The organism is Flavihumibacter stibioxidans (assembly GCF_014332695.1).
Taxonomy (GTDB): domain Bacteria; phylum Bacteroidota; class Bacteroidia; order Chitinophagales; family Chitinophagaceae; genus Flavihumibacter; species Flavihumibacter stibioxidans.
Genome location: NZ_MBUA01000001.1, coordinates 1406309 through 1425399, shown reverse-complemented (window position 1 = coordinate 1425399; position 19091 = coordinate 1406309). Strand labels below are relative to the sequence as shown.

General features: G+C 47.4%; 16 protein-coding genes. 5 read left to right on the top strand and 11 right to left on the bottom strand.

Annotated features, from left to right (window positions below; all coding sequences use genetic code 11):
• The first annotated feature begins 46 nt into the window (after positions 1–46).
• Together BC349_RS06040 and BC349_RS06035 are read left to right on the top strand one after the other, a co-directional pair.
• Positions 47–2332 carry a GH92 family glycosyl hydrolase gene (locus BC349_RS06040; protein ID WP_187255814.1) on the top strand — a complete coding sequence of 762 codons (2286 nt, stop codon included), beginning with the start codon at positions 47–49 and terminating at the stop codon, positions 2330–2332.
• Positions 2333–2334: 2 nt separating this feature from the next.
• Positions 2335–3768: a glycoside hydrolase family 125 protein gene (locus tag BC349_RS06035; protein ID WP_187255813.1), complete on the top strand. Its 1434-nt coding sequence runs from the start codon at positions 2335–2337 to the stop codon at positions 3766–3768.
• Here the strand turns inward: BC349_RS06035 and BC349_RS06030 are convergent.
• Complete coding sequence (locus BC349_RS06030) at positions 3765–5141, bottom strand: Gfo/Idh/MocA family protein (protein WP_187255812.1); 1377 nt, start codon at positions 5139–5141, stop codon at positions 3765–3767. The genes BC349_RS06035 and BC349_RS06030 overlap by 4 nt on opposite strands.
• Positions 5142–5182: 41 nt before the next feature.
• On the opposite strand from BC349_RS06030, the gene BC349_RS06025 reads away from it, so the two are divergent.
• Positions 5183–5638: an acetyltransferase gene (locus tag BC349_RS06025; protein WP_187255811.1), complete on the top strand. Its 456-nt coding sequence runs from the start codon at positions 5183–5185 to the stop codon at positions 5636–5638.
• Between the two features lie 29 nt (positions 5639–5667).
• Here BC349_RS06025 and trmD read toward each other — a convergent pair whose 3' ends face one another.
• Positions 5668–6345, bottom strand: a complete 678-nt coding sequence (gene trmD / locus BC349_RS06020; RefSeq protein WP_187255810.1) for a tRNA (guanosine(37)-N1)-methyltransferase TrmD — start codon at positions 6343–6345, stop codon at positions 5668–5670.
• Positions 6346–6408: 63 nt separating this feature from the next.
• On the opposite strand from trmD, the gene BC349_RS06015 reads away from it, so the two are divergent.
• Together BC349_RS06015 and BC349_RS06010 are read left to right on the top strand one after the other, a co-directional pair.
• Entirely contained in the window at positions 6409–7317 is a 909-nt protein-coding gene (locus BC349_RS06015) for a hypothetical protein (RefSeq protein WP_187255809.1), read from the top strand.
• A gap of 38 nt (positions 7318–7355) precedes the next feature.
• A complete protein-coding gene (locus tag BC349_RS06010; protein ID WP_187255808.1) occupies positions 7356–10142 on the top strand; it encodes a CHAT domain-containing protein in 2787 nt (928 codons plus the stop codon).
• Here the strand turns inward: BC349_RS06010 and BC349_RS06005 are convergent.
• From BC349_RS06005 to BC349_RS05965, 9 genes are all read right to left on the bottom strand, one after another.
• Positions 10042–10812: a tetratricopeptide repeat protein gene (locus BC349_RS06005; RefSeq protein ID WP_187255807.1), complete on the bottom strand. Its 771-nt coding sequence runs from the start codon at positions 10810–10812 to the stop codon at positions 10042–10044. The genes BC349_RS06010 and BC349_RS06005 overlap by 101 nt on opposite strands.
• On the bottom strand, positions 10802–11428 hold the full coding sequence (locus BC349_RS06000) for an RNA polymerase sigma factor (protein WP_187255806.1): 627 nt from the start codon (positions 11426–11428) through the stop codon (positions 10802–10804). The genes BC349_RS06005 and BC349_RS06000 overlap by 11 nt, the downstream gene beginning before the upstream one ends.
• The gene (locus tag BC349_RS05995; protein ID WP_187255805.1) at positions 11406–12779 is read right to left on the bottom strand and encodes an ABC transporter ATP-binding protein; all 1374 of its coding nucleotides are present in this window, start codon (positions 12777–12779) and stop codon (positions 11406–11408) included. Before BC349_RS05995 ends, BC349_RS06000 begins: the two co-directional genes overlap by 23 nt.
• Complete coding sequence (locus BC349_RS05990; RefSeq protein ID WP_187255804.1) at positions 12779–13825, bottom strand: hypothetical protein; 1047 nt, start codon at positions 13823–13825, stop codon at positions 12779–12781. Before BC349_RS05990 ends, BC349_RS05995 begins: the two co-directional genes overlap by 1 nt.
• A 6-nt stretch (positions 13826–13831) precedes the next feature.
• Positions 13832–14614, bottom strand: a complete 783-nt coding sequence (locus BC349_RS05985) for a DUF2490 domain-containing protein (RefSeq protein ID WP_187255803.1) — start codon at positions 14612–14614, stop codon at positions 13832–13834.
• A 61-nt stretch (positions 14615–14675) separates the two neighbouring features.
• The gene (locus BC349_RS05980; RefSeq protein ID WP_187255802.1) at positions 14676–15356 is read right to left on the bottom strand and encodes an ABC transporter ATP-binding protein; all 681 of its coding nucleotides are present in this window, start codon (positions 15354–15356) and stop codon (positions 14676–14678) included.
• A 1-nt stretch (position 15357) separates the two neighbouring features.
• Positions 15358–16617 (bottom strand): ABC transporter permease, encoded by a 1260-nt coding sequence (locus tag BC349_RS05975; protein WP_187255801.1) that lies wholly within the window; start codon positions 16615–16617, stop codon positions 15358–15360.
• Positions 16614–17708, bottom strand: a complete 1095-nt coding sequence (locus BC349_RS05970) for an efflux RND transporter periplasmic adaptor subunit (protein ID WP_187255800.1) — start codon at positions 17706–17708, stop codon at positions 16614–16616. Before BC349_RS05970 ends, BC349_RS05975 begins: the two co-directional genes overlap by 4 nt.
• Positions 17709–17798: 90 nt before the next feature.
• Positions 17799–19076, bottom strand: a complete 1278-nt coding sequence (locus BC349_RS05965; protein ID WP_187255799.1) for a hypothetical protein — start codon at positions 19074–19076, stop codon at positions 17799–17801.
• Positions 19077–19091: the final 15 nt, after the last annotated feature.

Below are 19091 nucleotides of genomic sequence, written 5' to 3'. Positions count from 1 at the left end.
CGCATTGCCTGTATTTGTCTATTTTTACGCCCCGCAATTAAATACTATGATCCGATTGAAAGTTTTATTGTTTTCGCTGCTGTGTGCCATCACCCCTTATGTGTGGGCGCAGGCTTCCATTAACCCGATCGATTATGTCAATCCACTGATGGGTACACAGTCGCTTTACAGTTTATCTAACGGTAATACCTATCCGGCTATAGCCCGCCCCTGGGGAATGAATTTCTGGACTCCCCAGACGGGCAAAATGGGCGATGGCTGGGCCTATACCTATACCGCTGACAGGATCCGTGGTTTCAAGCAAACCCACCAGCCATCGCCATGGATGAATGACTATGGCCAGTTTTCCATTATGCCCGTAACCGGTAAGCTGGTATTTGACCAGGACAAAAGAGCCAGCTGGTTTTCGCACAAGGCTGAAACCGTAAAGCCTCATTATTACAGTGTTTACCTGGCTGATTTTGATGTGACCACCGAGATCACCGCAACCGAAAGGGCCGCGCAATTCAGGTTCACCTTTCCCCAACAGGATAGTTCATTTGTGGTGATTGATGCTTTTGATAAAGGATCCTATGTGAAAATCATCCCTTCGGAGAATAAGATCATTGGTTATACAACCCGCCACAGCGGCGGCGTACCAGCCAATTTCAAAAATTATTTTGTACTTGTTTTTGATAAATCATTTTCAATTGCACATACATGGCATGATTCCGTGCTGGTGAAAAACCAGCTCGAAATGCAGGCCGGTCATGCAGGCGCGGTGGTAGGATTTAAAACCGGAAAGGGTGAAAAAGTACAGGTAAAAATTGCCTCCTCTTTTATCAGCGCAGAACAGGCCCAGCTTAATCTTGACCGTGAGATCGGCGCTAACGGTTTTGATCAGACGATGAAGGCTTCCGGAGTCGCGTGGAATGAGGTGCTGGGTCGGTTAAAGGCCGAAGGCGGTACCGATGAACAGTTGCGTACATTCTATTCCTGCCTCTATCGTACCGTATGTTTTCCGCAAAAGCACTATGAGCTGGATGCGGCAGGAAAAGTGGTGCATTATAGTCCTTATAACGGCCAGGTACTTCCCGGTTATATGTATGCCGGAACAGGTTTCTGGGATACTTTCCGTGCGCTTTATCCCATGCTGAACCTGCTTTATCCTTCCATCAACAAGGAAATGCAGGAAGCGCTGATAAACGATTACAAGGAGGGTGGCTTCCTGCCCGAATGGTCGAGCCCCGGCTTCCGCAATGTGATGGTGGGTAACAATTCCGCCTCTGTGGTGGCCGATGCTTACCTGAAAGGACTGAGGGGTTATGATATCAATATTCTTTACGAGGCACTTCTTCATGGCGCCAATAATGAAGGACCCATGGACGCCGTAGGTCGCCGGGGCGTGAAATATTATAATGAACTGGGCTATGTTCCCTATGATGTTAAGATCAATGAAAATGCCGCACGTACACTGGAGTATGCCTATGATGATTTTACCATCTGGCAACTGGCCAAAGCCCTGAACCGCCCTAAAGAGGAGATTGCGCTCTTTGAAAAACGCATGCTGAACTACCGCAATCTTTTCGACCCTGAAACAAAATTGATGCGGGGGAAGAAGGCTGATGGCAGTTTCCAGTCGCCCTTCAATCCTTTGAAATGGGGCGATGCCTTCACGGAAGGCAATAGCTGGCATTATAGCTGGAGTGTATTCCATGATGTGCAGGGATTGATCAACCTGATGGGTGGCAGGAAAACATTTGTGCAGATGCTTGATTCCGTGTTTGTGATGCCACCTGCTTTTGATGACAGCTACTATGGTTTTCCGATCCATGAGATCAGGGAGATGCAAATCATGAACATGGGGCAATACGCGCATGGCAACCAACCCATTCAGCATATGATCTACCTGTACAATTATGCAGGGCAGCCATGGAAAACGCAATACTGGACCAGGGAAGTGATCAATCGCATGTACAAACCCACACCCGACGGGTATTGCGGTGATGAAGACAACGGGCAGACATCGGCCTGGTATGTTTTCTCCGCGATGGGTTTTTACCCTGTTTGTCCGGGCACCGACGAGTACGTACTGGGCGCACCGCTCTTTAAGAAAATGACGGTTCAGCTGGAGAATGGGAAACAGCTTGAAATCCGGGCCCCGGCCAATTCTTCCTCCAATAAATATGTAAGTGAACTGAAATGGAACGGCCAGGTTCATTCCAAAAATTATGTCAGGCATTCAGAAATTCTGAAAGGTGGGCAGCTATTGTTTAATATGACTGGCACACCCGATAAAAAAAGGGGAACCCATCCCTCGGCCTATCCTTATTCCTATTCCAACAAAAAATAATCATGGCAACACGCAGATCTTTCATCAAAAATACAGGCGTTTTATCAGCCGGAGTTTTCCTGCAGCCATCAGGGCTTTTTGCTGCCGGCAGCAACCAGTTTGAAAGTAAGCGCCCACCCCTGGCCGAAAGAAAATTTTCGAGTGATGCGGTGGAAGCCACCATCGTCCGTATCCGGAAGCAGATCGCCGATCCTGAACTGGCATGGCTATTCGGGAATTGTTTCCCTAATACACTGGACACCACGGTAGAGTTTGAAATGATCAATGGCAAGCCCGATACTTATGTGATCACAGGAGATATTGATGCCATGTGGCTTCGCGATAGTACAGCCCAGGTATGGCCCTATCTTCCGCTGGTTAAGGAGGATAAAAAACTGCAAGCATTGATAGCCGGGGTGATCAACCGCCAGAAGCATTGTATCCTGCTCGATCCCTATGCCAACGCTTTTTACAAGGATGAAAACAAGGAGAGTGAATGGAAGAGCGACATCACCAAAATGAAACCCGGTATCCATGAACGTAAATGGGAGATCGACAGTCTTTGTTATCCTGTAAGACTGGCTTATAATTACTGGAAGATAACCGGGGATGTTTCCGTCTTTGATGCCGAATGGATCCGCAGCATTGAATTGACAGTTCAGACATTTAAAGAACAGCAGCGTAAACAGGGGGATGGTCCTTACACGTTCCAGCGGACCACATCCTGGGCTACAGATGGTGTGCCTCTCAGCGGTTATGGATACCCGGTAAATCCTGTGGGGCTTATCTGTTCGACTTTCCGGCCGAGTGACGATTCCACCCTGTTCCAGTTTCTGGTTCCATCCAATTTCTTCGCGGTTGTCAGCCTGCGTCAGGCAGCTGAGATCCTTGGGGCCATTCATTCCGGCAGCAAACTGATAAGCGAATGCCGGGCGCTGGCGGACGAGGTTGAAAAGGCGCTGCGCCAGCATGCCATCACCATACATCCCAAATATGGAAGGGTATATGCATTTGAAGTGAACGGTTTCGGAAGTTACCACCTGATGGATGATGCCAACGTGCCCAGCCTTTTATCCCTTCCTTACCTCAATGCGGTGAAGGCTAACGATCCAGTATATGCGAATACACGTCGCTATATCCTGTCTGCAGATAACCCGTTCTTTTTTGTAGGGAAAGCGGCTGAAGGTATCGGCGGACCGCATGGTGGAATGAATACTGTCTGGCCACTGGGCATTACCATGCGTGGGCTCACATCCGGCAATCCGGCAGAAGTAAAAAAATGCCTGCGGATGCTGAAGGCGACTCATGCAGGCACAGGGTTCATGCACGAAGCATTTCACAAGGATGATCCGTCAAAATTCACCCGCAAGTGGTTTGCCTGGGCCAATACCTTGTTCGGGGAATTCGTGCTGCACACGCACCAGAGGTATCCGCAGCTTTTGGCTGCGACGCTTTAAAAATGGATCTCCTCGATGGTTCGGTTGAGCCGGCTGCGTTCGGCAGCAAAGGACATAAGATGACTTTCAACGGAAGCTTCGATGGTGGAGCTCAGCAGCGTTTTGTCCTGCTGCCCTACTGCCTGTACCCAATCGCGCACCAGCGGATGGTCGCCACCTCCGTGCGCATCGGTCTTCATTGACCAGGATGTTTGTTTGCGTGTTTTGAAGTCGGTCATCACAAAGGTTTCCATATCACCGATGATATCACCTTTAGACCCCATTATGCGTGTCCTGCGGCCTTCGTAGGACACATGTGCTTCCATGGAAAAGGCGGCCGTAACACCATTCTCAAATAGAATATTGACGGTGAGGTGATCGGGCTGGTCATTATCCATACGGTACACACAGCGGCCATAATCGGTGGTCTTCAACTGCTCGAGGATCAGTTTGTCCCAGTCGGATTTATCTTCCGGCAGGTCAAATACATAGAGTCGCTTCCTGTCGCGATAGTAGATCTGGAGGGCAGAGTAAGGACAACTGCTTTCCACCTGGCAGCCATCGGTACACCTTTCCGTGCTGCCTTCGGGCGCGTTGGCGTTGGTAAACCAGCGAAGATTTCCAAAGCAATGCACATCATGCACTTTGCTGCCAACCAGCCAGCGGATGATATCTGTATCGTGGCTCGACTTGGCCAGTATAATGGGAGCTGCGGAATTACTGTTTCTCCATTTGCCACGTACATAGGAATGACTCATGTGCACGTGTTCAATGGGTTCCATATGGTGTATGCTGATGATATCGCCAATCAATCCTGCATCCAGGATCGCTTTCAGTTCCCTGAAATAGGGCGAATAACGGAGCACATGGCAAACGCCTACAATGCGGTTTGTCTCTGTTGCTTTTTTAAGTATCTGGCGACACTCGGCTTCTGTTGGTGCTATGGGTTTTTCCAGCAGCACATCGTAACCGGCATCCAGAGCAGCGAGGCAGGGCTGTGTATGTAACTGGTCGGGAGTGGCTATTATGACGGCATCGGCAAATTTTTCCTTGAAGAATACATGCGTCCAGTCGTTGAAACACATATTGTCGGGTATGCCATAGGCTTTGGCGGCCCGGCGTCTTCTTTCCGGATTGTTATCTGCAACGGCAACGATCTTTAACTCATCGGGGAATTTAAGGGAATAGGAGGCGTATTTATTTCCACGGTGCCCCGCACCGATTAGTATAACCTTCACCGGCTGCGCCAGTTGTTTATGAGCTGGATTGTAGAACAGATCGTCTTCGAGTCCGAACAGGGTGGCAAATTCTTTCCATCGCAATACAGCTTTGTCTTTTACGATATTGAATGATCTTAACAAGAACCGGGCTGCAATAAATTGGCGTAACGACATCTCCTTTACAGAATTTAAATAAATTTAGCTTAAAAATAAACGTGTCCAATAGTTATGCCATTCAACAGCCGACAAAGGCTGATTACCCTGAAATAACGGAAGTTTGGGAAGCCTCTGTAAGGGCAACACATCATTTTTTGCCCGAGTCCGATATCGAATATTTCCGCCCGTTAATACTTAATGAATACCTGAATGCCGTGAGCCTGCATTGTATACGAAACGAAGAAGGACGGATACTGGGCTTTCTGGGTGTTGCCGACAGGAAGATCGAAATGCTTTTCATTCATCCTGGTTCCAGGGGCAGGGGAATTGGAAAGCAATTACTGCAATTTGCAGTGGAGCAACTGGGTGCATTTCGCCTGGATGTTAATGAACAAAATGAACAGGCGGTTGGGTTTTACGGGAAAATGGGCTTTGTTGTTATAGGCAGGTCGCCAGTGGATGGGATGGGTAAACCTTATCCCCTGCTGCACATGGAATATGCGCCGGTCGGATAACCCAACAACCTTGTAAAATAATCCCGCCATTATTCCTCCTGCAGGTCGGGGCGGCGTTCGCGGGTTCTTTGCAGGGCCTGTTCATAACGCCATTCTTCCACCTTTTTAAGGTCCCCGCTCAGCAGGATTTCGGGTACCTTCCACCCCCGGAAATCGGCCGGACGGGTATATACCGGCGGTGCCAGCAGGTCATCCTGGAAGGAATCGGTCAGTGCGGAGGTTTCATCATTCAGAACACCGGGAATTAAGCGGCCAATGGCATCCACTATTACGGCTGCTGCCAGCTCGCCCCCACTGAGTACGTAATCACCAATGGACAGTTCCATGGTCACATAATGGTCGCGGATCCGCTGGTCAATACCCTTGTAATGCCCGCAGATGATGAGCAGGTTTTCCGACAACGAAAGCCTGTTGGCGGTCTTTTGCTCAAATCTTTCCCCGTCGGGGGTCATATAAATAACCTGGTCATATTTCCTGTCGGCAGACAACTGGTCAATGGCTTTGGCCAGGGGTTCGCACATCATCACCATGCCGGCCCCCCCGCCATACTGGTAATCATCCACCTGTCCATACTCGTTAACAGCCCATTGGCGCAGGTGGTGTACATAAACTTCCAGCAATCCCTTGGTTTGCGCCCGTTTCATGATAGAATGGCCCAGAGGGCTTTCCAGCAGCTCTGGGACAACAGAAATTATGTCAATTCGCATAAAGGCAAAGATATTGGTTACATTTAGGAAATCTTTGGCAACTAATTTGCGTTATCAGATAATATGCGCTATTTATCAAGCTTTGCCATCCTTTTTTTACTGGCGGTGGCCTGCCAGCAATCTGATCCGGAAACCCCCAGGATCAGGCTCACTTACAGTGATACCTTATACTACAAAAATCAATTGAGTAATGTTTTTACAGATCCGGCTACCAAACCGGCTGAAGCGGGATATTTCAAGGCCATTCCGCTGGGACTTGCCATCGACAGCCTGACCGGAAGGGTCAATGTCAATAACAGTGAAGCAGGACTCAGGTATAAAATCTATTATATAAGTGCAGACCAGTCAAGGGTCCTGGATAGTGCAAAGCTGATTGTTTCGGGTATTGATTACCGTGACAGCATATACAGCCTTGCCGATACCGGACCTGTAGCCCTTCCGATTTATAATGCAAACCCTACGCTGTCTTTGCCCTGTGATGATGATGATTCTGACGATGACAATGGAAATGGCGATACAGATGATGATGATTGTGAATTTGACGAGAAGGATACTGATGATGACGGTGACGATGAGGTTCCGGGGGTGAACCCATCCGGTTGCAAGGTGGATGTTGACAATGGTGCCATTGACCTCGCGGGTAGTATTGATGCAGGTTTATTGGGAGCCATTCCCGTCAACGGCGCTACCGCTGATTTTCAGTTCTTTTACCGGCTGACGGATGCGAGTAGCCGAAACTTACAGGCCATTACGGTCAGGTTTTATTATTTCAATACACGCGCCGATATTCCGGCGGAATTACTGGCTGAACTGAATAACCGTGACAGCCAGGCACGTGATGTGATCCTTCGGAACCGCGACAGGGCTTTAACCATGGCGCCTGAAATAACCGGTAGCGCGTATATGCGGGCTGTATCCGAAACAAAAGCCCGTCCCAAGCGGCCACCCATCATCATCATAGTGGGCAGGTAAGCAAGCCTTATTTTGTAGATTTGGGCATACGCTGATATATGCCTGTAAAAGCCATATCGACTTTTTCCGTTCTGTTGCTGCTTACCTTCTGGATCGCATTTTCGCAGGATGCCGACCGGCTGGCCAGGGCAGCCAGGTTATTTGACCTCGCTGAGAGACAATACAACAGCGAAGCGCCAACCCCAGCTTCAGACAGCCTCGCCCTGCGGTATTATAAAGAGACCATAGCTGCCTATCTTGAAACGGGGGATTTGCCTGTAAACGCCATCAATTCGTTCATCAGAAGGGGGAATATTTTACAGGGACAAAGAAAATATGGTGAAGCAATCCCTGAATATCATACGGCAATAAGACTCTCCCGGGGAAAAAAGGATATGCCGCAACAGTTCTACCTGGCCCATCTTTACCTTGGAACCAATTATTATTATTCCTTTAAAATTGATAGTGCACGTTATTACCTGGAAGCAGCATCTGACCTGGTAAGTACCAATGCCGGGCTTCCGGAACAGGATGTGTTATTCAATTCACTCGGGGCATTGTACCTGCAAAGCGCCAATTACGAACAGGCCAGGAATTATTTCAGTAAAGCCTTGTTGCTGCTCGATCCTTCGGTACCCGAATACAGGGAAACTTCCAGCGGTTTCCTGAACAATATCGCTTACTGCATGATGCTGCTGGATGATCACCAGGGTGCATTCAGCATCTATCACAATTTACTGGCTGACCCCTACCTCCGTAACAGGGTTATGCAGAATATTGGTCATACTCATTTTGACCAGGGCAATTATGACAGTGCCATGTTCTATTTTAAAAGAGTTACACCAAGAGATAACAGCGCTACTGTTCGAATGTTGCAGGAAATGGCGAGGGTAAATATTGCTGCAAGGCAATTCCCGTCTGCATTGCAACTGATTGATTCTTCCATTTCACTCAACCGCCGGATCAATGGCGCTGCAAGGGACTATGGGGTGGCCCAACTATTGAAAGCAGTTGTCGCAAGGGAACTGGGTGGTGCGGGCAAGGCCCTGAATTTTATTGAAGAAGGGCTTTCAGGTGTCAACGAAATCAATGCCCCGGTGACTTTGTTTGAATTGCTGGAACTGAAAGCAGACCTGTTGGTGGAGCAGTTTAATGCAATGGGTTCAGTTGCATTATTGCAGGAGTCTGTAAAAAACTACATTGCCGCCATACGGGTTGCCAATTTTATCCGTAGCAATTTTGATAATGATGAGGCGAAGCTTTTTTTCAACCGCGACCAGCGTGCCATTTATCAACGTGCGGCATTCACCGTTTACCGTTTATTTGAGAAAACCAAAGACAAAAATATCCTTGAGGAGTATCTTTTTGTGGAGGAAAGCCTGAAAGGGAATGTCCTGGGTGATAACCTGCGGAAGAACAGGTTCAGGATGGCTTCAACTGTTGAACCCGGACTCCTTAAGCAGGAGAATGAACTCAAGCAGTCACTTGCCTATTATACAACACTGGTGAACGCTGCTTCTGATACCGCGCTCAAACATGAACTGGAGCAGGAAAGAGTTAACGCAGTGGTGGCTTTGTCGCGCCTTCAGAAGAAGTTTGAGAAGTATCCCGGGTATAAGCTCTATTCATCGGGAAATCTACAGGATGGTCATTTGCTTTCGGGTATGATGAAATCAATGGGAAAAGACAATGCCATCATCAGTTACCTTGCTTTGGATTCCCTTTTCCTTTGCCTGGCTGTCAGCCATGAATCAGCCGGCCTGTTCAAAATAGATGGCGACAGCCTGGTAAAACATGAAATAAGGCAGTTTGTCAGCGCCCTTCATGACCGGAAGGAGGGAAGTCGTTATAACGGTTACCAGTATGGGAAAAGTATATACCAAAAACTGGTGGACCCCGCCTGGCAGTTTTGCGGAAAACAGAAACGCTGGACCATCATTACAGATGGCATCCTTCATTATATTCCATTTGAAGCAATTCCCGTGAGCGGGGATCCGGGTGATTACCTGGTGAAGCACAAGGAACTGGGTTATCATTATTCATTCTCACTCCTGAATTCAAACAAAGCACCACAACTGCTTTCTTTTTCCGATAGCTCCTGGAAAACCCTGGCCCCGTTTGCCATCCGGGATTCGAATATAATGCGAACCGGCCTTCCTGTGCTCAGCTTTTCAAATGAAGAGGCTACCGGTAAGGATATGGTTGTGTTTAAGGGTGCTGCAGCAGCAAAAAATATCTTCCTTTCGCAGGCGCATTCAGCCCGTGTGTTACATATTGCCACCCATGCCACAGCAAATGAAGACAGCCCGAATGGTGCCTGGATTAATTTTTATCCCACCAATCCTGATTCCGTTATGGGTTATCGTATGTTCCTGCAGGAAGTGTACCCATTGAACCTGCAACATACCGAACTGGTCATATTGAGCGCCTGTGAAACAGCCATGGGCGAGTTGTCGGTCGGGGAAGGATTACTGAGTCTGTCGAGGGGGTTTTTATATGCTGGCGCCAAAGGAGTCGTTGCATCCCTTTGGTTGTCTGAAGACAAGGTAACGGCCTACCTGATCAGTCACCTGCACCGGGAACTGGAAAAGGGGAAACCTGTTGAACTTGCCCTGCAATCTGCCAAGATTGCTTTTCTCGAAGATGAATCTGTTCCGGCATCTTTCAAGAGCCCGAATTACTGGTCGCACCTTGTTTATATCGGTGGTGCAACCCCCGCTGACCAGCGGCCATCCCGTCATTGGCTTATTGCCGGTGTTGTTCTGCTAGTTTCAGCAATTGCTTTAGTTGTCCTGCGGAGACTTTTTCGTGGTAGGTATGTTCCTGGTCGGCCTCAACAAGGCTGAGTAATTCATAGGCTTTCCTGTACTGGCCCGTTTTGATTGTTGCCAGTCCGCCATAATATTCTGCTTCATCCCTGAAGAGTATTTCAGTTCCTGCACCTGATCCAGCCAGTATCTTATCAAAATTTCCGGCGGCCTCAACATATTGCTGCAGTTTCATGTAACTGATCCCGGCAAGGAAATGATCCTTGTTGCCTGCCATTGTAAGTTTTGTATATGCATGGATAAGTTCTTCATACCTGCCTTCAGCATACAACCGCTCCATTTCGGTGGTGGTATTTTCAGAGCGGAATGTACTGAGTTGGTAATCGCTGTATATGTTTTCATACAGTCGTTCAGGTGAAACAGCACGTGCCTGGTATAACAGGAATGCGCCTGCAATCACCACCAGCATCGCAGCCACGGAAAGGAATTTGCGCCAGGGGAAGTGCAGCAGCTTTCCGGTTTTTTTCTGGATGGAGGTTTTTTCTTCCAGGAACTGCCGGTGTATTGACTGCACCTGATCCAGTACAGATGCCCTTTGCAGGAATACTATGGCAGACTGGTGCCGGGAAACCAGGCGGTCAATCTCTTCGGATGTGTATCCGGGTAACCTGTTCTGCCATTCTGAGGCCGGGAACTCTCCCTTGAAATATTCATCCAGTAATAATTCGATGGGTAAATCATTTGTCATAAGGATCGATGTTTTGCAGTTTGGTAATCAGGGTTGGATGTTTCTCAAGTAATTCCTTGAGGCTTTTCATGCATTTGGATTTTTTATTCCTGAGCGCCTGTTCACTTGCGAATCCGGAACTGTCCAGCAATTCACGCATGGATAGTTTTTCATAATAGAATCCTACCAGGATTTTTTTACAGATATCACCAATGGCATTGAACAGTTTCATCCATACGGCCTGCAATTCCCGGTGAAATAAACCTTGTTCCAGATCTTCCCTGACGGGTTCCGAATAGCTATATACCTTCTGTCTTTTTGTTCTTCTCTCCCTGCTCCTGATTTCTTCGAGCCAAAGATTTTTGGCAATACCGAACAGGTAATTTTTTATACTGCCCTCACCTTTATACCGGTCAGATTTTACCATGTCTATGAACACCAGGATGGTTTCCTGGAACAGGTCGGCGGCATCATCCTGGCTGGCCCCTTTTGTCCTCAGGAATGTCGATAACAGGTCGAAATAATCATTGTACAACTGGCGCACAGGCTGATTGATATCTGCCTTTTTAAGAGCTGCAAGCAAGGAGTAGTCCGGTGTCCTGTCCCTGTTTTCATTAATTAAATTGCCGCTGTTCATCAGATTGTAATCTGTTGGTGGTGAATAAAAAATCCTTCAAACGCTTTTTTTCAACCTCGCTGATGCCAGTCCAGAAAGTTTCCGGAATTACCAGGGAAGAAGAAGGTTGCAATAGTGCCCTGATCAATACATAACACCTGAGCTGGTAAGTTGAACAATTTTTTACACTTAAACCAGGTTTTTGTTTGAGTAATTGCCTGGAATCCCCTCCATCATCCAGCAATTGTTCGAGGTATTGCAGGATCTGGTGCCTCATTTTCTCGTTTTTGAAGGGAGCGATGGCCTCATACAGGTTCCTGCCATACAAGGGAAGGTCAGGGTTGGCAATGGCTGCGGGTAAATTTTCTTTCCTTTTTTCGGGTGTTGCCAGTATTGGCAGGATATGGTCAAGGCTGTTCCTGGCCTGGGCGGTTAACCTCGGCAACTGGCCAATGCGTCTTAGCGGCGGAATCAGCATAAGGACCAGCAGGATATAGGAAAAGAGGTCTGGGGCTGTCAAATCTGAATAGGAGGGATGGCTGGCAATGATCCAGAGCAATCCGCCCAGGCATACATACATGAGTACGGGAAATACCGCCTGTTGAAAACTGTTCCGGAGGAAATAGGGATCAGACTCCGACAACAACTGCCTGCCCAGTTTCCTGTATCGCTTCAGTTCAATGGCCCTGCGGTTTAATCCGGCTATTGCTGAACGGTTAAGCAGTGCGGTGCCCGCAAAGCGGAACAATATTGTCCTGTTTTTACGATAAAGTTTAAATGAGGTTTTCAAGTGGCCTGCCTGCAGGTACTGGAAGCTTAGAAACAGGAAGAAGCAAAGCAGGATATAGTTGGCAAGGGCGCTGTCTATATGGTATAAAAAGGTAAAGGAAAGGACCAGCAACAAAATATCGCGGGTGCCGGCCAGCACGACCTTGCTGAAGAATATTTCAACGGACCGCGGTTCATTGGCAAACCGGAATATATTCCGGTCCGCCGATTGGCTGCCCGCGCCGGAAATTTTACCCGAGAGACTGTGATCGAATAGTTTTTCCCTGATTCGGAGGCCAAGGGTTTTTGTTAGCCGCAGGCTGTAATATTTTTCGGTCCAGGAGAGTGCCAGTTTGAACAACAACAGGAGCAGGAAGAATGTAAAGAACCCTTTCAGTGAAAGTTCGGGTATGCCTAGCCGTTGAAGGATCCTTCCTTTGCCTGCGCCTGAATGGAAGACCAGTTCATAGTAGATGCCAAGGCTCAATGGCAGCAACAGGGTGGTGAAACTATGTAATAGTCCCACCAGCACGGTTGCTGCCGTCTGCCACAGGAATGGTTTGCCTGTGGTGGCGATGAGCATTCTGGCCTTGAAGGTTTTCATCAGGATGCGAATTGTAAAGCCGGCCGGTTCATAAGTTGCAGAGGTAAGCCATCCTGCAGTTGCTGCAGGGTTAATACGGGGCAATCAACCAGTTCCTGGACTTCCCTGACCAGCAGCGGGCTGGCCGTCAGTGTGCCACAGATGGCAAAGGGAAATATCTGCATTGATGCAAGCACCTGCAGTCCATGCAAGGCACTCAGGCTGTCACCGCAGGAAAAGATCACTTCATCTATTGATTGCATGAATGCCTGGTTTTTGAGCAGCATGGCCGTTTCCCGTTGTAATATGCCATCTGCAATTTCCATCACGATATAATCCGGATTTGCTGACATGGTTTTCTGAACGAGGGTTTCGTGGAGATCAAGTAACTCCTGTTCTGTGGCATAATAGGTGGAAGGAAAGCCCAGGTCTCCAAAGTCCACGGCCATCAAGGCTCCCATATCATAAACCATATCGCGGTCCTTTGTATATATGGTTCCGGTGAGTTTGATGAAAGCTGTTTTGTTACCTGCCAGCCGGAGGCCTCTTACCAGGTAGGCAGCCGTGGTGGTTTTTCCGCTGTCCATTGCGGAACCAATGGATAAAATGATTTTAGCGGATCCCTTACGGCAACCATTAAATGTAGTCATCTGGCTGCTGTACATTTCCTTGGTATTCACGATCTGGCCATTGGGTTTTGTTACAAAACCAATGAGGCGCAGGGTGGTAGGACCCATTTTTTCGAACTTGCTGTGTGTGCTGTGTACAATGCCTACCGTTCCGCCGGCACCAAGGATGTGGTATTCATCCTGTGGCGAATCAGGGATATACCCTTCAAACTGGGAGGTGGCATATCTGGTTCCAAATGCAGCCATGATAATATCGCCGGGAAGTATCAGGCAATTCCGGCCGGTTTCGCCCTGCACCTGTTTATGTTTCCCAATGGTCAGCACTTCGAAAAGCGCTACATCACCAGCTTCGGGTTGATAATGCATGGCAATGGATGCATCTGCTGTAGTGTAGTGTACATCCCTGCAAACAAAGGTTTTTTTGATCCTCTTTTCCATAAAATATTATTTTACCAGTTCATCAATATCAAGATTCAGACTCAGGCCTATTACATTGTAGTTATCAAAGGGACGGACTGTCCTGGTCTTTGTTAGGTTGGGAACATTCATCCTGCGGGTTTCTCCTGTGAGCAAATTGAATTCCCGCTGCATCATGAAATACAGGTTGACCCTGAAGAGATCACTGATCTTACTGTTGGCATTCAACTGGATGCGATGCCGGTGGAACCCGTCAGGAGTCTGGCGGGCCAGAAGCTTACCGTCCTGATCATAATAGGATATCGTGTCACCGCCGATATTATAAAACAGCCTGTAGGATACAGATGGTGAAAGGTTCAGGAAATCGAGCCTTTTTCGCGGACTGAGCCTTGTCCCCAGGATGATTCTCTGCCTGAACCTGGTTTCTGCGGCAGAATTGGTTTCAACCTGCAGCGAATTGTTCCAGTTTAGTTTCTTTGCTATCCTGGTGGTATGGTCTCCTTTAAGAAATATGCGGGTACGGGTTCCTGATGCGGAGGAAGGTATTGTCATCCATTGTACACCCCCGCTGATGCCAACTCTTTTGGTTATATCATAGCTGGTTCTGATGCTGATCTGGTTGAAACTGTTTTTGTAGTTATTGCTGATTTCATAGGATCGGAGATGTCCTGCCGACAGGCTCCAGTCCCTGGTTAGTGAATAGGATGCATTGGCCGACAGCCAGTTTCTCCAGGTGATTCCCTGGGAAAATCCTGCATGCGATATCAGAAGGAGAATAAAAACTGAAAACAATTTGTACCGGTTTCCCATAAGTGGCTTTTCGTAATACTTGCCAACAGGAAACAAAGTGTAACCACTGATGCAAAAAAAATTATTGCCTTATGATCCGGCCATCCTCCATTTCGATGATCCGGCTGGTCCTGGCGGCAAATTCGGGGTCATGGGTTACTATCAACAGGCTTTGCCCCAACTCCGCTGATAACTGGTTGAAGATATCAAAAACGATTTCACTGTTTTTTTTGTCGAGATTTCCGGTGGGCTCGTCCCCCATAATAATGTGCGGCTCATTGATCAGGGCCCTTGCGATGGCCACCCGCTGTTTTTCTCCCCCGGATAACTGGTTAGGCTTTTTATTGGAGAGTTTCTGTATGCCAAGTATTTTCATTAACTCCATCGCGCGGTTTTCCAGTTCCCCTAATGATTTTTTATTGAGTTTCTGCCCTGGCAATATTATGTTCTGTAAAACACTGAACTCATTCAGCAGGTAATGGAACTGAAATACAAATCCAATTTTTTCATTTCTCACGCTGGCGAGTTCATGATCCTTTCTGCCAGTCATTCTTTCTCCATCAATCAGAAGTTCTCCCTGGTAATCGGTGTCCATAGTTGACAGGATATATAGCAGGGTTGATTTGCCGCAGCCTGATTTCCCAATCACTGAAACGAATTCACCTTTGTTGACGGAAAAGCTGATATCATTCAGCACATTGATCGCTACCGGGTCTTTGAACTGTTTACAGATTTGTTTTGCTTCAAGTATGGGCAGACTCATATCATTTTCCTCTGATGATGATAACCGGGTCCACTTTACTTGCCTTCCTTGCGGGAAAGAATCCCGCAAAATAAGTGGTGACTAAAGAAAAAACTGCACCAATAAAATAGAATACCGGGTTATAATTAATGGGATAAGTGTTAACAGCCGGGGCAGCCGAAGAATGGAATGGTACCTGGTCCAGCAGCAATGATACCAGGAATCCAAACAATAAGCCTAAGGCTCCGCCAAACAATCCGATGCCCAGCGCTATGACCATGAAAATCAGTTTAACGTCCTTTCCGGAGAACCCGGTTGCCTTAAGGATGGCAATGGAATCCATTTTGTCATAGATCATCATATTCAGGATATTGTAAATGCCAAAACCTGCTACGATCAGGAGAGTAATACCAACAGCATAGGAAATGACGCTTCTTGCACTGCTGCCGGTTTCAAACTGGGCATTGGCAGTCTTGAAGTCTTCTGCATCTGTTTCATAATTATTCGCATACTCACCCGCTATTGCCGCGGCCTGGTTCACATCCTTTAATTTAACCAGGATATCTGTGATATAATTATTGGGCTTGCCAAGTATTTTCTGAACGGTCTGAATTGATGCAAAACTTTGGGTTTTGTCAAGACTCTGCACCCCGGACTGGTAATAGCCGGCTACTTTCAGCCGGAACCTTTCGCCCTGTGCATTCGTAACCTGGACAATGTCCCCGATGTCTGCAAGTAATTTTTCTGCCAGTCCCTTTCCCAGTATAATGGTATTGGCAACATTTTTCAGGTCTGAAGTATTTCCAGTTATTACATAATCATTGAAATAAAACAACCTGATCTCCGCTTCCACATCAATACCATATACAACACCGGTGATATCAATATTTCCCTCATTGAAAAATACCTGTGAAGTGATCTTGGGCGCCAGGCCCAGTACGCGGTCATCACGGCGTATGTTCTGCATGATGGTGGCACTGTTGTAAATCTGTTCGCGGCTGTTACCCGATTTTACCGAACTGATAAAATTGTAATGCCGGTTGTATTGAGAGGAAAGATTTACCGGCTGGTTGGGATTGGCCCTCACTTCCCTGTATAACCGTACATGGGGGGTGCGGTTCATCAGCAAACTGTCCAGCAGAATGTTTAGTCCGGTCATAAAACCCAGCAGGGCAATGAACATGGTAATGCTAAAGGTGACGCCCACTGCTGCCACCATCGTTTGCTTCCATCTGGCAAGCAGTAAAGCTCTGGCAATACTTATGTTAAGTTTTACACTCATTTCCCTGGCATCAATATTTTGTCAGTGGGTTTCAGGCCGCTGGTGATCTCAACCTTATGGTAATCCTTTAACCCGGTTACCACTTTTTTCCTTTCCTTGTTTTCCATCAGGACAAAACTATCTTCCACGAGGTAGTTGCGGGGGATGGTGATGGCGCTGTCTTTTTTACTGATGATGATATTTGCTTCCAGTGACAGGTTTGGAAACAGCAATTCCGGTTTCCTGGTGAAAATGGCTTCCACAATAAAGGTTCGTGACCTATCATCCATCAGCGGATTGATCTTCTCTACCACGGCTTCAAAAACCTGTCCCCTGTAACTGTCGAGGGTTAGCAATACCTGCTGGCCGGTTTTGATCCTGGCAATATCATATTCATCAACTTCCAGTTCGATTATAAAGGTATTGGCATCTCCGATTACGGCAACCGGGTTTTGGAGGTCCACTGATTCACCTTTTTCTTTCAGGATGCGGTAAACTCTTCCATCCGATTCACTCCGGATGATAAAATCATCCTGCTGGCTCGCGCTGATCTGCAGGCTTTTCTTTGACTGGCGGGAAGCAAAATCCAGTTGCCTTCTCAGTTCGTTATACCTCAATACGGCCATCTCATGGTTGGCCCTTGAATTTTGCAAGGACAGCTCTCTTTGTTCCAGGTCATTCCTGGTGCCGATTCCCTGCGACCAAAGGTTCTTTTGCCGATGGTATAAAACTGAGTCATTGTTCAACTTGTTTTGTGCCAGGTCTATGGAAGCCCTTAATTCCTTCAACCTGCCGGTATTATTACGCAGGTCCGCATACTCTGCGGCGATTCTCGCATTCTCTGTATTGAGCCTGGCTGTTTCGTTCAGGATGCGCAGCAGTGGCGCACCTTTCTTAACCGTGTCGCCCTCCTTAGCCATCACTTCCTTAATGATTCCGTTCACTGTTGAATACAACAGGTATTGGCCCTTACTTTTTACTGTTCCCGAAGCATATACTGATTCGGTAATAGATTCGATGGCGGGATTAATTTTTTCCGTTTTTTCCCGGCAGGAATGAAGGCCTGCCAGCAACGGAAATATGCACAGGAATGTTATTCTTGTAATTGACATGGGCTGACTACTTATAATTGCCAGGTAGTGTTTAAAATTAGTGCTAGTTTGGCAATTAGCAGTGTAGGATTTGCCCGCCCCCTTTCTTTGTTAAAGGCTTTCTGAATGAATCAGGTATTGTGTGGAATATTGCCTGCCGCAGGTAATCCGAACCACGTATGCGCCCGCAGCCAGGTCACTCATGCCGAGGTCCATTTGTACGCCTTCGGGCTGGTCTGCTATTTTCTTTACCAGCTCACCCTTATCATTGTATATCTCCACAAAGATTTGTTTTTGCTGCCAGCCGAGTGGTGTCATCAAAATGGTGGCACCGGTGGCGGGATCAATACTGATCTCTGTTTTTACAAAATCATCTTTTTTATTTAATGCCACCATCTTCACGGATGAGTATTCAAATTCACCTTCCATATTCCTGGTACGGAGGCGATAAAATACTGCGCCCATCGTCGTTGCATTTTTTGCTTCGTCGGTAAAATGGAAAAGCCCGTTGCTGCCCATGTCGGATTTTTTGAAGCGGCCTGCCTCCCGGAAGATCTCTCCATCCAGGCTGCGTTCTACTGTAATGTCCCGGATATTTTCCACACGGGGACATGACCAGGCTAACTCAATCATGTCCAGTTGCATCCTTGCCTGGAATCCGACGATCCGGGGCATATACACTTTCGTAAAATCAGGGCTGCTGTTTTTCAGTTCGATGGTGTAACGACTGTTACCGGCCCATTCATTGTTGCCCCTGTTGACACCAATCTTCACCCGGATGGTTGAAATATTCCTGTTTACCAGGCTGAGCTTTTCTGTATTCCTGCTCTTGCTTTGATTATTGAATTCCTTACCCCATTTATTTTCGGCAAGGTAACCATTGGCTGTGGCGGATACCATTAGCTGGGTGATTTCAGTTTCATACACCACCTGGCTGTTGCGACCAAGATTACACTCTGCGAACTCGTGCGCCTTACCATAATTGTTTAGTCCCGATACGGAGGTGGTGATTTCCGGCAGGTTAAATGCTGCAGCCCCATCTGTATTATTATGTGGAACAAAGTTGAAGGAAAACTCAATCCAGGAAGGGCCATTGATGGACTGGTATTCCACTTCAGGCTGGAAAGTGGAAAGATTGGTGGAGGAGTTATGATTGAGTTGTTTTAATACAACCCCAGGGGTAATGTTTTCGATTTTGACAATGCAATCTGCCTCAGCATTTCCAAAAGCATTTTTGGTAACAGAAGCAAAGTGGTAGATGGCGCCTTTCTGACCGGCTGAACCGCTGATCAATTTATAGTTGGTGAAACTGATTTCCTGGGCGGAAATTGAAGTGGCAGAGAAAACAGAAATAACAAGAACCAGCAATAAAGAAATAATCGTTTTCATAAAAAGGGGTATAGG

Bases quoted from the DNA above. Each gene is read 5' to 3' on its own strand.
- BC349_RS05995 (WP_187255805.1), bottom strand. From the start codon at position 12,779: ATGAAAACCTTCAAGGCCAGAATGCTCATCGCCACCACAGGCAAACCA.
- BC349_RS05980 (WP_187255802.1), bottom strand. From the start codon at position 15,356: ATGAGTCTGCCCATACTTGAAGCAAAACAAATCTGTAAACAGTTCAAA.
- BC349_RS05985 (WP_187255803.1), bottom strand. From the start codon at position 14,614: ATGGGAAACCGGTACAAATTGTTTTCAGTTTTTATTCTCCTTCTGATA.
- BC349_RS06015 (WP_187255809.1), top strand. From the start codon at position 6,409: ATGCGCTATTTATCAAGCTTTGCCATCCTTTTTTTACTGGCGGTGGCC.
- trmD (WP_187255810.1), bottom strand. From the start codon at position 6,345: ATGCGAATTGACATAATTTCTGTTGTCCCAGAGCTGCTGGAAAGCCCT.
- BC349_RS06005 (WP_187255807.1), bottom strand. From the start codon at position 10,812: ATGACAAATGATTTACCCATCGAATTATTACTGGATGAATATTTCAAG.
- BC349_RS05990 (WP_187255804.1), bottom strand. From the start codon at position 13,825: ATGGAAAAGAGGATCAAAAAAACCTTTGTTTGCAGGGATGTACACTAC.
- BC349_RS06035 (WP_187255813.1), top strand. From the start codon at position 2,335: ATGGCAACACGCAGATCTTTCATCAAAAATACAGGCGTTTTATCAGCC.
- BC349_RS05965 (WP_187255799.1), bottom strand. From the start codon at position 19,076: ATGAAAACGATTATTTCTTTATTGCTGGTTCTTGTTATTTCTGTTTTC.
- BC349_RS06040 (WP_187255814.1), top strand. From the start codon at position 47: ATGATCCGATTGAAAGTTTTATTGTTTTCGCTGCTGTGTGCCATCACC.
- BC349_RS06010 (WP_187255808.1), top strand. From the start codon at position 7,356: ATGCCTGTAAAAGCCATATCGACTTTTTCCGTTCTGTTGCTGCTTACC.
- BC349_RS05975 (WP_187255801.1), bottom strand. From the start codon at position 16,617: ATGAGTGTAAAACTTAACATAAGTATTGCCAGAGCTTTACTGCTTGCC.
- BC349_RS05970 (WP_187255800.1), bottom strand. From the start codon at position 17,708: ATGTCAATTACAAGAATAACATTCCTGTGCATATTTCCGTTGCTGGCA.
- BC349_RS06000 (WP_187255806.1), bottom strand. From the start codon at position 11,428: ATGAACAGCGGCAATTTAATTAATGAAAACAGGGACAGGACACCGGAC.
- BC349_RS06030 (WP_187255812.1), bottom strand. From the start codon at position 5,141: ATGTCGTTACGCCAATTTATTGCAGCCCGGTTCTTGTTAAGATCATTC.